The following is a 12,480-nucleotide window of genomic DNA, read 5'->3' as shown; positions in this document are numbered from 1 at the left end:
GCTGGCGGTAGAGACCCGCGATGAGTCACATCGACGACACCGCCGACGAGGTCAGATCACTCGAGGTCGGGGCCGTCAGCCAACTGTTCGACGAGACGACGTTCCCGATGACGACCGCGGAGGTGCTCTCGGAGTTCGCCGACGTCGAGATCAGCTATCCGCGTCGATCGGAGCCGTTACGGGCGGTTCTCGAGACGTCCGGCCACGAGACCTACGAGACCCAGGACGAACTCGAGCTGGCGATCTTGAACGGTGTCCGCCGAGACGCCGTCGGACGACCGCGGTACAGCGACCGCGGGGACAGCCCCCACGAAACCGACGAGCACACGCGGATGCAACAATCGTTCTAAGTGGCAGTCGTATATGAGCACCACAACGACCACCGTACGCGACGCGCTCGTGGCCCAGTTAGAGCGATTGTACTACATCGAGCGAACGCTCCAGTCGGCACTCGAGACCCTCTCGACCGACGTCGAGATCGAAACGTTAGACGACGTCCGCACGCTGGAGTGTCGCGAACAGCTCCAGTACACGATCGATACTCACCGTGAGGAGACCGAGACCCACCTCGAGCGGATCGAGCGCGCGTTCGACGCTCTCGGCGAGGCTCCCGACGGTCGCCGCGTCCCCGTCCTCGACGGACTGATCGACGACAAGGAGCGATTCAACAACGTCGTTCTGGACGACGCGCTCCGCCCGTTGTACTACATGGAGACTGTCCTGCAACTCGAGGCGATCGAGTGTACCGTCTACGAGCGGACGATTGCCATCGCGGAACGGCTCGCAGACGACGACACTACAGCCGTCGCTTCCGACACCGGAAAAACGGTCCTCGATGCGCTCAGGGACAACTACGACGACGAGCGACAGGTCCGGACGGATCTCGAGGAGTTGACCGAAAGCGACGCCATCGAGACGCTGCTGGCCTCGAGTCCGGTCGACGACGCCTCGCGGGAGTCGCTCGATCGGGCCTGGCGTGAGGATCTCGAGCCATGAACGTCGAAACTCTCGAAGACCTGTTCGGCGATCGACTCCAGCATGCCTACTACGCCGAACGCACCCACGGCAAACTCCTCTCGGAGATGGCATCGGACGCGCCGACCGCCGAGCTTCGGGACCGACTCGCTGCCCACCGCGAGGAGACCGACCAGCAGATCGACCGTCTCGAGGACGTCTTCGAGGCGCTCGAGCGGCGTCCGCGAGCGAGCCGGAGCCGAGCGGTCGACGGACTGATCGAGTCGTGGCGCCAACACACCCAGGCGACGGACGAGCCGGCCGTCCCCGGCGCCCTCGAGATCGCGCTCATGGCGGAGCGACTCGAGATCAGGACCTACGAATCGTTGTTGACTCTTGCCGGTCGTCTCGCCTACGCCGACGACGTCGTCGAACCGCTCGAGACGACACTCGCCGAGGAACGGGACACGCTCGACGATCTCGAAGCGCTCGAGACGGAACTGTCGGTCCTCGAGACAATCGCAGTCGACGAGCGGTGATCGGCAGCGCCGCCGATACGAGCGCGACCCGGTCTGTGCCGCCTGACTCCGAATCGGACCGAACACCGGTCGAACCGCGGCAAGCGGCTGCAGGCACTGTCACTTCAACGAAACCCGTCTAACGATACGTATCGGGCCGCGACGGCGACGTCCGAGGCGAGCGATTCCGCTCGGTCGACGGACGCGTCGTCGTCGAATCATCTCATCGATAGCACAGCGCGCAGCGCTCTCTCTCGAGTATGAAAACGAGCATCGAAGTCGAGTACTGGGTGATCGATACCGACGGCGAGTTGACGGAGCCGGGTCCGTTGGCGGACGTCTCCGACCGAACCGAACGCGAGTTCGTCGAACCGCTGTTCGAGTTGAAAACGCCGCCGTGTGAGACGATCGACGAACTCCGAACGACGTTCGTCGAACAGCTGGCGGACGTCCTCTCGACGGCAGCCGACACGGACAGGCGACTCGTTCCGCTCGGGACACCGATCAACTGCGAGTCGATCGATCGTCGGCCCGGCGAGCGCGGCCGTATCCAGAAGGCGGTCGTCGGCGAGAACTTCGACTACACGAAGTACTGTGCCGGCACCCACATCCACATCGAGAAGCGAAACGTCGTCGACCAACTCAACACGCTGATTGCCCTCGACTCGGCGCTTGCACTGGTCAACTCTTCGCCGTACCTCGACGGCGAGCGACTCGCCAACAGCGCCCGAGCGTACTGTTATCGGAAGAAGGGCTACGAAGAGTTCCCGAAACACGGACAGCTCTGGCGCTACGTCGACACCGTCGGCGAGTGGCGTCGCCGTCTCGAGAACCGTTACGACGAGTTCAAGACGGCCGCCCTCGAGGCAGGGATCGACGAGGACGCGGTCGAAGCGCAGTTCTCGCCCGACGACGTCGTCTGGACGCCGATTCGACTGCGCGAGGCGATGCCGACCGTCGAGTGGCGGTCGCCCGACGCGGCCCTGCCGAGCCAACTGCTCCGGCTGACGGCCGAACTCGAGACGGTGATGGAAGGCGTCCACCACACCAACGTCGAGATCGAACGCGACAGCGATCCCAGCGACGCTGGCCACGTAACGGGCGACGGCGTCAGACTCCCGGCGTTCGAGACGGCCTGTGAGTTCGCCGAGACAGCGATGCACGACGGCCTCGAGGACGGCGACCTCGTCCGATATCTCGACCGGATGGGCTTTTCCGTCGAGGACTACCACCCCATCGCGACGCGAATCGACGGTCGCCAGTACGTGACGAAAGCCGACGCGCGGGACCTCCGACTCGAGTATGCGAGCCGTCTCGAGGAGGACGTCGACGAACTGAGCGACTGATACGGACGTCAGACGAAGCCGACGATGAAGGCAACTCCCATCCCGATCAGTACGACGCCCGTGATCGCCGGCAGGTAGGGCGTGAACCGTTCGATCCGTTCGCGGTGGTGTTCGTAACCCGCGATCAACAGCAGCGTCGGGAGAACGATCGCGACGATGACCGCAAGCGAGTATATCAACATCAACTCGAGACAGAGCCCCGTCCCGGCACCGGTACAGATCGCCAGGATCTGTACGGGTTCCTCGTGGGCGAACCCAAGCAGCAGGGCCGTCGTCCCGAGTGCGGCCAGTCCGCGCTCGGCGTGTTCTTCGCGTAGGTGCTGATGGCCGCCCCCGAAGGGAAGCGCGCGGCGGATGCGTCCGAGGACACCACCGTCGTGATCGTGGTCGTGGTCGTGGCCATGATCGTGATCGTGACTGTGGCCATGATCATGATCGTGATCGTGGCCGTGGCTATGGCTGTGATCGTGGTCCGTGTTCGAACCACCGTCAGTGTGGTGGGCGTGTGACCCGTCCTGTCCGCGTTCGGAGTCGGACGTCTGTTCGTGTCCGTGGTCGTGGTCCTCTAACCCGTGTCCGTGGCCGCCGTTGCGGTACTCGTGGATCCCCAGCAGGATCAACAGCGTTCCGGCGACGTAGCCGAGCCACGGCCCCTCGGCGAAGTCGGCGAACGCGCTGAACCAGAAGTACGCCAGCACGAGTGCGACGCTGCTGACGAGGTGGCCGACGCCGAGGATTAGCGCTGCGAGGAAACCGTAGAGCCACCGCCGCTGCTTGTTGAGCGCGTACGTCGCCGCGATCGGCCAGCCGTGATCTGGGAGGACGCCGTGGATAAATCCGATCGCAACGACGCCGAGAACGACGCCGAGTTCCATATCAGAATATCAGGCTCTCGCGGGGTATACAGGTTGTTATGACCGGACTCGGGTAACTGTAATACGGCTGCTAACGATTGATAACCCCTTCGAGAAAAATACTAACTCGACCGCGTCCTCAGTTTCCGTCGTCGTACTCGTACTCCGTTTCGGGGTCCTCGACACCCTCGGTTCGAGAGCCGACCCACGCGCCGAGCGAGAGGCCGTAAACGAGGTGTCCGGCGTGGAACAGCGCGAGTTCGTCGGCCTCGAGGCGGATATCGAGCAGTTCCTTCAGCATGATCTGGGAGCCAAACGCCGAGAGCGCCATTCCGTAGACCGACCCCCAGACGAGCCCGCGTTGCTCGGGTTCGATCGACCGCTCGGCGTCTTGTAACGCAAAGAGGGCACCGAAGATCGCTCCGGCCTGAATCCCGTAGACGAAGTGCAAAACGAGCCCGGCGATCGGATGGTCCTCGGGGTCGCCGCCGGAGACGTACTGCGAGTAGAAGTTCGCCGACGGCGGCAGCGACCGCAAGATCGGGAGCCGGAACGCCGTCATAATAATTGTCGCGACGAACCCTGCCTGCAGGCCGCGGACGGCGGCGTAAAACGCGTGTTCCCCTCGTGACTGTTCGGCCATCGATTCGGGACCTTCCCGGGCGTCGCTCGTCGAACGCAGCTGTTGGAGTCGGTCGGAGACAGACATCGGTTTCGTGATAGCTACCACGAACGGAAACTTAACGGCCCGGCGTGCAGTGGACGGGTCGCGAAGCCACACGCGGGAGGCGAGAGGCCAGCATTCGAGTCCCGCCGACAACGCGTTTTTGCCCGTCGGACGCGAACGACGGGCCATGACAACGGTCGAGGCGAAACTCGAGGCGGCCCGCGAGGACCTCGCGAACCGCGACGGCGTACTCGTCGCCTTCTCCGGCGGAGTCGACTCGAGCGTCGTCGCCGCACTCGCCTCCGACGCCGTCGGCGAGGACGCGGTTGCCTGTACCGCAAAGAGCGAGACCCTCCCCGCGGCCGAACTCGAGGACGCCAGACGGGTCGCCGACGAGATCGGTATCCGCCACGAGATCGTCTCGTTTTCCGAACTCGAGAGCGACGACTTCGTCGAGAACGACGACGACCGTTGCTACCATTGCCGGACGATGCGACTCGGCGAGATGCTCGAGACGGCCCGCGAGTTCGGGATCGAGACGGTCTGTGACGGCACCAACGCCGACGATCCTGGCGCGGGCCACCGCCCCGGATTGCAGGCCGTCGAGGAACTCGAGATCCATTCACCACTTCTGGCCCACGACATTACGAAAGCCGAGGTTCGTGAGATCGCCGACCGCTACGATCTCTCGGTCGCGGACAAGCCCTCGATGGCCTGTCTCTCCTCGCGCATTCCGACCGGCCTCGAGGTCACCGACGAACGCTTGACACGCATCGAGCGAGCCGAAGCGTTGCTCCGCCAGTGGGGGTTCGATCAGTTTCGCGTCCGCGACCACGACGGCCTCGCGCGCATCGAGGTCGCCAGTCACGAACTCGAGCGTGCACTCGAACTCGAGTTCGCCGAGACCGTTCGCGAAGCGTTCTCTCAGCTGGGATTCGACCACGTCACGCTCGACCTCCATGGCTACCGAACCGGCAGCGTCAGTCCCGAGAGTGACGAAGCCGACACAGCCGGTGAACCGCTCGTCGAGGACGTCTTCACTGGAGAGTCGATCGACGGCTGAGACGGACAGCGGTCCATGCGAGATCACGTTCGGGATCGAACAACAGCTCGAGCGTATTCGTGGCCGATTTCGACGGTCAGTCCGCTGCCAGGTTGACATAGGGTTGTTATTTCTCAGTTATTCCAACGCTCATACAAATCAGCTCCTTCTCGCGGAGATCGAATTCACTGATGGAGGATTTTTCGACTAGTGTCCGGTAATATTGCACAATTCGATACGCACGTAGCAATAGCCTCGGTATGGGTGGATAATGGACGCCGACGTGCCGTCAGCGTGGAACACAGCAGAGAGTCGGACCTACACACCAGCACACACCGATCGGGAGATGCAGTATCGGACGTACCGCCACGAGTCGGGCGACCTACGGCTGAAAGTCGCTCCGGCGTCGCTCGACGGCGAGGACCATCCCGGTTACGCGCTGACCGCGACGACCTATCCCGGCCTCGAGCTCTCGGAGACGGTCCAGGTCAGGACCGTACTCACGTTCGAACGCTGTGATCGCATCGCCCGCCAGTTCATGGACCTCTTTTCGGCCAGCTACGACGGCCCCGGCTCGCTCGAGGACGCACTCGACTACGCCCACCAGCGGACCCGGGAGTTCCGATAGCTGCCGCGACGTGGTCACGGATCCGTGCGGATTTCGAACCGCGCCCCGCCACGTCTGCTTTCGGTGACGGAGACCGACCAGCCGTGACCGGCCGCGATTCGCTGTACCGTCGCGAGCCCGAGGCCGGTCCCGTCTTCGGTCGTCGTGTATCCGACCGAGAGCACGCGGTCGCGATCCGCGGGCGGAATTCCAGGCCCGTCGTCTTCGACGTAGAACCCGTCAGCATCCTCGAGGGCGCCGACCCGGATCGAGACGGTGGCATCGCCATCGGCGATCGCGTTCGTCCCATCGGACTCGATACGATCCGTCGAGGCGTGTTCGACCGCATTACGGAAGAGGTTCTCGAGAAGTTGCCGAAGCCGGCTCCGGTCGGCCGAGAGGGTGACGTCGTCGACGTCGATGTCGATCGTCGCCGATTCGCCGTCGATCATCCGCCACGCGTCGGTGACGACGGCCCGAAGAGTCACCTGCTCGGTCTCCTCGATCGTCTGGCCGGCCCTGGCGAGTGCCAGAATATCGGTGATCAACGTCTCCATTCGCTCGAGCGCGTCCTCGATTTCAGCGAGCGATCGGTCGTCGCCCTCGCTGTCGGCTCTCGCCTGCTCGAGATAGCCCTGTGCGATCGTCAGTGGATTCCGAAGATCGTGAGAGACGATACTCGCGAACTCGTCGAGGCGTTCGTTCTGGGCCTCGAGCTCCTGTCGCTTGGCTCGCAGCTGCTGTTCGCGTTCGGCTCGGTCGAGCACCGCACTCGAGGCAGTCGCGAGCAACCGGGCAGCCGAGACGTCGGTTTCGTCGAACGCGTTGGGCTCGGTCGAACCGATGTTGAGGACGCCGTGTGAGCCAAGCGGAAGGATCAGCTCGCTCCGAACGATCGTCTTCGGGTTGTATCGGTCGGGATGATCGTGCAGATCGGCGTAGATCCGTGGTTCGCCCTCGGTAAACACTTTCCAGGAGAGGCTCTGTCCCGGTTCGTAGGTCGGTGGCTCCTCGAACAGCCCCTTTCCGGCATCGCTGACTGCAATCGGCTCGAGGACGTCTTCGGTGTCGTCGTACAGCCAGGCACCGGCAAACGGCATGTCGAGTTCGGACGCGGCGAGTCGAACGGTCAGCTCACAGACGTCGTCTCTGTCCGTGGCGTCGACGAACTCGGCCGTCGCTCGCTGTAGCGATTCGATGCGATCGGTTCGTCGCTGGATCCGGACGTCGTACAGGCCGACGAGAATGCCACCGAGGACGCCGCCGGTCATAGCCGTGGCCAGCTGAAAGAGGGCGTCGTCCGGGAGGTGGCCGGCGAGATACTGGTGGACGCCGATCGTGCCGATGAGGACGCCCATACCGACACCACCGAGGAGCGCCCACTGTACCAGACGGGGCGCATACTCTGTCGAAACGTCACGCTGGACCGTCCAGTAGCCCGCGTAGACGATCAGCAACGAGAGCACCAGGGGCACGACGGCACCCACGACGGTCGCGAGCAGTGGCTTGTCGTGAACGACGATATGGACGCCGTGGACGGTCGCCAGCAGGAGTCCGATGCTGGCTAACACCCCGGCTACCCGACGCGTCGACGACAAATACGTTCGAAGCCACGTCACGGGTATCGAGGAATACTCGGTGCCGGACACGGCTGGTTACTCGGCCCTCTGGCGGTCCGTCAGCCGGGCGTTTGCGGCCAGGGCGCGGTGTGTATCGAGACGTTCCGTTTCGTCAGCCCCCTCGAGGAGCGAGACGTCCCGTTCCGTCGCTTCCAGCCGGTGGGGAGTCTCAGAGCCGTGCATACGTACTCATCGGTTCGTTATACATGAACTCGTAACGTGAATATTCAATTGTTGGGAATAATCGGTTCGGTCGAAGATCTGTAAGACCGGCCCCGTCGACGCTTTGTACGGACTGCTGTCCCGCTGCCCCGCCGATTGCCGACCCGTGCTGGCGATCGGCGGTAATTGACTACAGGAGACCGTATGAAAGCAGGGAGAGCATCCCTCAAGCCAGGACGTTCAGTTCAGGGAAGACGAAAAACAGCGTCCAGACCCCAATCAGCATCGCGAGATACGGCAACGCCTCGTAGGTTACCTCCATGTAGTCGATGTCGGTGATACCACTGATGATGTAGAGGTTGAGTCCGTACGGTGGCGTGATGAAGCCGATGGCGTCGCTGATGATGAAGATGATAGCCCACGTGATCGGATCGAGGCCGAGTTCCATCGCTGCTGGCGTCAGCAACGGGACTGTCAGTGCGATGTTCGGAACCGACGCTAGCACTGATCCGGTCGCCAGCATGATGAGCATCATCGCGAGGACGACGAGCCACGGCGATCCAAGCGAGAGGATGGCCTCGCTGACGGCCTCCTGAATCCCGAGAAACGAGAGGTTCTGTTGAATCGCGACCGCGACGACGATGATCGGGAGGATGACGCCGATCAGCAACAGCGACGTGAAACAGGCGCTAACGACCTGCTCGAGGCGAGTAATCTTCCCAAGCGCGACCGAGAGCACCAAGATGTAGAAGACGGCGACGGCCGCGGCTTCCGAGGGAGTGAAGAGACCGATGTAGATCCCGCCCAACAGGATGACGATCGTTCCGAGACCGACCTTCGCCTGCCAGGCCGTCTCGAGGACGCGCCGGGGCTGAAACTGGAAGTTCGAGCTATCCATCCCGTACTCGTGGCGCCGAGAGAGTGCGGTGTTGACGACGACCAGGCCGATGAGGATCGCGATGCCCGGAACGATCCCGGCGATGAACAGGTCGGGGACCGAGAGACCGTACATCACGCCGTAGACGATCAACAGGACACTCGGCGGGAGCACCGTTCCGACGATACCACCGGAAGCGATCGTCGCTGCGGCGTAGTCGTCGTCGTATCCCTCCTCGTCCATGATGGGATGAAGCGCCTTTCCGACCGAGGCGGTCGTCGCCGCGTTCGAGCCCGTAATCGCCGAGAAGACCGCCGAGCAGCCGATCGAAGTGTTCCCGGTGCTGCCCGGGAGCCAGCCGATACAGGCCCGCGAGAACTCGATGATCTCCTCTGAAATTCGTGCCCGATTGATCAGGTCGCCGACGAGCACGAACAGCGGAATCGCGACGTACGTGAAACTCTCGAGTTCGCTGAACGCGAGGACGCTGACGTTGCTCGCCGGGAACCCCGGGACGATCGTGTGGAAACCGATCGCCCACAGGCCGAAGACCAGAAAGATCTGCACGCCGCCGAGAAACAACAGGAGACAAAGGACCGTCAACGCGATCAGCGCCAGTTCCATGCTCACCGCGATCATCGGCTCTCACCTCCCGTATCGGCGGCGGGCGCGCTGGTAGCGTCGGCGGCGGCATCGGAGCCGTCAGTGTCAGCGGTAAACGACCGTTCCTCGAGGTCGATCGAAGCATCCGGCGAGATCGACTCGCCGCCGCGGTACCGACGGGTCACGTGAACGATCTCCTGGAGCACGCGCAGGAGGATCAGCGCCGTTCCGACGGGGACGGCGAGATAGAACAGCGTGTCGGGGATCGACGTCCCGACGACGATGCGACCGGCCTCGGCGGAGCGTTCGAGTTCGGGCAGCGAGTACCGGAAGATCGTTCCGACGACGACGAACCACAGCAGCCACTCGACCCAGTACATGACGTAGTTACGCCGGGCCGACCATCGCTCCCGAAGCAGCGTAAATCGCAGGTGCGAAGAGTGACGGACCGCAAAGGCCGCGCTCAGCCAGGTGATCCAGATGAACAGCCCCTCGATGACTTCGAGTCCCCAGACGAACTGGGTTCCCCGGAGAGTCCGGTTTAGAACGTCGACGAAGACGAGAACGGTAACGATCGCGAGCAAGACGAGCGCGATGTAGCCCTCGAAGTAGCGCTCGAGACTGGTCCCCAGGTCGTCCTCGCGGGCTCGTGTCAGGAACCGCTCGACGACGGATGCGTTAGATTCGGTCAAGGTACTCACCCCACCAGGCGTCGACGGTCACGTCCGCAGCCGAATCCGGAACGGCTGGTTCACGGGCGATTCCGTGAACGTACTCGTAGAAGTCGTCGACCGGCAGGTCCATCGCCTCGACGCGGCTGCGTTCGGTCTCGTAGAGGTCGGGGTTCTCCATCGGATCGACGCGTTCGCGCCAGGCCTCGAGTTCGTCGTCGTCGAGGACGTTGACGGTGATGTCGGCCGCCGCGTAGGCGGTGCCTTCCGGCGGATCCGTGTGTCCGATTCGGTCGTCGATCACCTCGTCGGCCTGTTGGATCGCCTCCTCGGTCAGTTCGCGGGTGACGTCGGCGATCAGTTCGCGGTGGCCATCAGGGAGGCTCCGCAGCCAGTCGGTGTTGGCCCACATCACTCCCTGTCCGGACATGAACTCGACGAGCGTGACCTGATCCATCACGGCGTCCATGCCGCCGGCGATACCGACGCCGGACCACGTCTCGAGGCCGTGGACGACGCCCGTGTCCATTCCCTGGACGGTGTCCCCCCAGGAGAGTTCGGGCGGCGTCGCCCCCCACTCCTCGAGGGCGACTTTCGGTGGTCGCGAGGCGGTGCGGCGGATCCGGATCTCCTCGAGGTCGTCGGGCGTGCGAACGCGACCGCCGGCGATCTCGGTCGCATCCGACGAGAGCAGAAGGTTTCGGAGTTCCGGCGTCCACGCGTAAAACGGGACGATTCCGTACTGCCGTGCAAACGGGACCCAGTACTGGTCCCAGATTCGCTCGTCGAACAGGGTATACGCCAGGGACGCTCGGCTCGGGAACGTGTAGGGAAGCAGCCAGATGTTGTTCTCCGGCCAGAAGTTCGTTCCGTTGCCGATCGAGCCGTATCCGGCCTCGATTATTTGCCGCCCGGCTTTCCCGCCGCAGGTGGTACTGTTACAGATCTGATCCTCGCCGAGCAGTTGCATCTGAATCTCGCCGCCGGATCGTGCCTCGAGTTCCTCGCTGATCGCCCAGCCGGGCGAGGGCGAGACGCAGTCGAGACAATGGCCGCCGACGTTGGCGAACGTTCCAGCGGTGAACTCGGTGGTGTCGCCGCTTTCGTCGCCAGTCGTCAGCGCGATGCAGCCAGCACTCGTTCCAGTGGCTGTGAGTGTGCCAATCGAGCCAAGGTATGCTCGCCGCGTCGGGCTCCGCTGCGTCCCGTCGGAGTCGGTCGATCGTCGAACAGTGCCGTCGCTATCGTTGTTGTCGTCGGTTACACGAATCACGTATACTGTCGTAACTCGTCTTGGGAAGTTGGTCAACTAACACGACCGGATCGGTCGAGTGTGCCGTTTAATAACAACAACGGCCAATTTATATCAGGAGACGGAAAACGGCTGTGGTTATCGACCGAACCTGTTCGGGACGAACTCCCCGAGTCGATCGAAAACTGACTGCTGTCCGGTAGTATTACTGACTCACCAGCGATAGGGTTCGCGGGGCTGAAATCGGATCCGGGATGATCAGCGTCTCACTCCCGTCCGACCCACTTCAGGACGGCCAGTGTCCCCTCGAACAGCAGGATCATCGTGATCGCGACGAGGATGGGCGCCATCATGGTCGGGTCCATCGTGAACATAAAGGAGAGCCCCGCGAAGGCCGCCCAGAAGTACAGCCGTTTCTGGGCCAGCCAGCGGCGGGTCGTCACACCCATCATGATCGCGAGCATGATAAACAGCGGAATCTGGAAGACGATCGCGAGGAAGCCGGTCAGCGTGATGATCAGGTCGAACGTCTCACCGAGGGCGTACGCGATGTCTGCACTCCCCTCCGCGTAGAACGTGAAGTACTGGAACAACACCGGCAACACGAGCGCGTAGGAGAACAACATCCCGAGCGCGGCGAGGACGACGCTCGTCGGCACCGCCGCGAGGTAGTACTTGCGCTCGTGGGGGTAGAGCCCGGGTTTCATGAACCGGTAACACTGGTAGACGAACATCGGCAAGGCGACCATGATCCCCAGCAGCGCCGAGAGCTTGATCCGGGTCAGCCACAGCTCGAGTGGGTGATAGACGTGTGGCGGCGGGACCTCGTCGACCGTGTAGGGGAAGACATCGTGCCAGATGAGATCGATCGCCTGCGAGGCCCACAGCAAGCCGATCGCCGTCCCGGTCGCGCCAAAGAGAAGGACGATCGCGAACCGGAGGACCATCTCCTCGATGTGATCGGCAAGCGGCATCTCCTCGTCGTCCGGCGGCGTCGAGATCCCGCCGACATCGTCGTCCGGATCGGGATAGGCGGGGTCACCGCCGTGGTCGGTGTGGTCCCCGACGACGCCTTCGCCGTCGGTCTCGACCGGCGGCTCCTCGTCGTCACGCCCGCCGTCGGTCGCGACCGGCGATTCGGCGTCGATGTCACTCCTGCCGTCGTCGGGCGACGATCGTCCCTCGGCTGGCTCCTGTGGGTTGCCAACGTTCTCGATGGAATCCTCGGCGTCCCCACGGTCCACCGGCTCGTCCGACATCTATGGAGTTATAGAAAGGCCCCCGGTTATAGGCCTTTTTCTTACGCGC

At 63.3% G+C, this 12,480-nt stretch carries 14 protein-coding genes; 6 read left to right on the top strand and 8 right to left on the bottom strand.

Translation table 11 applies throughout. The features are described from left to right. The first annotated feature begins 20 nt into the window (after positions 1-20). The 4 genes from RBH26_RS10015 (at position 21) to RBH26_RS10000 (ending at position 2,818) form a co-directional block, all read left to right on the top strand. The gene (locus RBH26_RS10015; protein WP_306758105.1) at positions 21-350 is read left to right on the top strand and encodes a hypothetical protein; all 330 of its coding nucleotides are present in this window, start codon (positions 21-23) and stop codon (positions 348-350) included. Between the two features lie 13 nt (positions 351-363). Further along, positions 364-996 (top strand): DUF892 family protein, encoded by a 633-nt coding sequence (locus tag RBH26_RS10010; protein ID WP_306758104.1) that lies wholly within the window; start codon positions 364-366, stop codon positions 994-996. After that, positions 993-1,493 (top strand): DUF892 family protein, encoded by a 501-nt coding sequence (locus RBH26_RS10005; RefSeq protein WP_306758103.1) that lies wholly within the window; start codon positions 993-995, stop codon positions 1,491-1,493. Before RBH26_RS10010 ends, RBH26_RS10005 begins: the two co-directional genes overlap by 4 nt. Before the next feature lie 239 nt (positions 1,494-1,732). Next, on the top strand, positions 1,733-2,818 hold the full coding sequence (locus tag RBH26_RS10000; protein WP_306758102.1) for a glutamate-cysteine ligase family protein: 1,086 nt from the start codon (positions 1,733-1,735) through the stop codon (positions 2,816-2,818). An 8-nt stretch (positions 2,819-2,826) separates the two neighbouring features. On the opposite strand, the gene RBH26_RS09995 is transcribed toward RBH26_RS10000, so the two are convergent. Further along, complete coding sequence (locus RBH26_RS09995; protein WP_306758101.1) at positions 2,827-3,693, bottom strand: ABC transporter permease; 867 nt, start codon at positions 3,691-3,693, stop codon at positions 2,827-2,829. A 118-nt stretch (positions 3,694-3,811) separates the two neighbouring features. Beyond that, positions 3,812-4,381, bottom strand: coding sequence for a DUF6789 family protein (locus RBH26_RS09990; protein ID WP_306758100.1), 570 nt, complete (start codon positions 4,379-4,381; stop codon positions 3,812-3,814). A gap of 145 nt (positions 4,382-4,526) precedes the next feature. Between RBH26_RS09990 and larE the strand changes: the two genes are divergently transcribed. Then, positions 4,527-5,402, top strand: coding sequence for an ATP-dependent sacrificial sulfur transferase LarE (gene larE, locus RBH26_RS09985; protein ID WP_306758099.1), 876 nt, complete (start codon positions 4,527-4,529; stop codon positions 5,400-5,402). 250 nt (positions 5,403-5,652) lie between these two features. Continuing rightward, positions 5,653-6,009, top strand: a complete 357-nt coding sequence (locus RBH26_RS09980; protein ID WP_306758098.1) for a hypothetical protein — start codon at positions 5,653-5,655, stop codon at positions 6,007-6,009. A gap of 14 nt (positions 6,010-6,023) precedes the next feature. Here the strand turns inward: RBH26_RS09980 and RBH26_RS09975 are convergent, their stop codons facing one another. The 6 genes from RBH26_RS09975 to RBH26_RS09950 all read right to left on the bottom strand — a co-directional run bounded on the left by RBH26_RS09975 (position 6,024) and on the right by RBH26_RS09950 (position 12,431). Continuing rightward, the gene (locus tag RBH26_RS09975) at positions 6,024-7,559 is read right to left on the bottom strand and encodes an ATP-binding protein (RefSeq protein WP_306758096.1); all 1,536 of its coding nucleotides are present in this window, start codon (positions 7,557-7,559) and stop codon (positions 6,024-6,026) included. 84 nt (positions 7,560-7,643) lie between these two features. Next, entirely contained in the window at positions 7,644-7,790 is a 147-nt protein-coding gene (locus RBH26_RS09970; RefSeq protein ID WP_306758095.1) for a hypothetical protein, read from the bottom strand. A gap of 205 nt (positions 7,791-7,995) precedes the next feature. Next, the gene (locus RBH26_RS09965; RefSeq protein ID WP_306758094.1) at positions 7,996-9,285 is read right to left on the bottom strand and encodes a TRAP transporter large permease; all 1,290 of its coding nucleotides are present in this window, start codon (positions 9,283-9,285) and stop codon (positions 7,996-7,998) included. Continuing rightward, positions 9,282-9,941 (bottom strand): TRAP transporter small permease, encoded by a 660-nt coding sequence (locus RBH26_RS09960; protein ID WP_306758093.1) that lies wholly within the window; start codon positions 9,939-9,941, stop codon positions 9,282-9,284. Before RBH26_RS09960 ends, RBH26_RS09965 begins: the two co-directional genes overlap by 4 nt. Then, positions 9,928-11,193: an ABC transporter substrate-binding protein gene (locus RBH26_RS09955; RefSeq protein ID WP_306758092.1), complete on the bottom strand. Its 1,266-nt coding sequence runs from the start codon at positions 11,191-11,193 to the stop codon at positions 9,928-9,930. The genes RBH26_RS09960 and RBH26_RS09955 overlap by 14 nt, the downstream gene beginning before the upstream one ends. 245 nt (positions 11,194-11,438) lie before the next feature. Beyond that, positions 11,439-12,431: a twin-arginine translocase subunit TatC gene (locus RBH26_RS09950; protein ID WP_306758091.1), complete on the bottom strand. Its 993-nt coding sequence runs from the start codon at positions 12,429-12,431 to the stop codon at positions 11,439-11,441. Positions 12,432-12,480 lie beyond the last annotated feature (49 nt).

This window comes from Natronolimnohabitans sp. A-GB9 (assembly GCF_030848565.1).
Lineage (GTDB): Archaea > Halobacteriota > Halobacteria > Halobacteriales > Natrialbaceae > Natronolimnohabitans.
The sequence above is the reverse complement of the archived record's forward strand: the minus strand, read 5'-3'. Positions and strand labels throughout refer to the sequence as shown.

Bases quoted from the DNA above. Each gene is read 5' to 3' on its own strand.
- RBH26_RS10000 (WP_306758102.1), top strand. From the start codon at position 1,733: ATGAAAACGAGCATCGAAGTCGAGTACTGGGTGATCGATACCGACGGC.
- RBH26_RS10010 (WP_306758104.1), top strand. From the start codon at position 364: ATGAGCACCACAACGACCACCGTACGCGACGCGCTCGTGGCCCAGTTA.
- RBH26_RS09995 (WP_306758101.1), bottom strand. From the start codon at position 3,693: ATGGAACTCGGCGTCGTTCTCGGCGTCGTTGCGATCGGATTTATCCAC.
- RBH26_RS10015 (WP_306758105.1), top strand. From the start codon at position 21: ATGAGTCACATCGACGACACCGCCGACGAGGTCAGATCACTCGAGGTC.
- RBH26_RS10005 (WP_306758103.1), top strand. From the start codon at position 993: ATGAACGTCGAAACTCTCGAAGACCTGTTCGGCGATCGACTCCAGCAT.
- RBH26_RS09950 (WP_306758091.1), bottom strand. From the start codon at position 12,431: ATGTCGGACGAGCCGGTGGACCGTGGGGACGCCGAGGATTCCATCGAG.
- RBH26_RS09965 (WP_306758094.1), bottom strand. From the start codon at position 9,285: ATGATCGCGGTGAGCATGGAACTGGCGCTGATCGCGTTGACGGTCCTT.
- RBH26_RS09970 (WP_306758095.1), bottom strand. From the start codon at position 7,790: ATGCACGGCTCTGAGACTCCCCACCGGCTGGAAGCGACGGAACGGGAC.
- larE (WP_306758099.1), top strand. From the start codon at position 4,527: ATGACAACGGTCGAGGCGAAACTCGAGGCGGCCCGCGAGGACCTCGCG.
- RBH26_RS09990 (WP_306758100.1), bottom strand. From the start codon at position 4,381: ATGTCTGTCTCCGACCGACTCCAACAGCTGCGTTCGACGAGCGACGCC.
- RBH26_RS09980 (WP_306758098.1), top strand. From the start codon at position 5,653: ATGGACGCCGACGTGCCGTCAGCGTGGAACACAGCAGAGAGTCGGACC.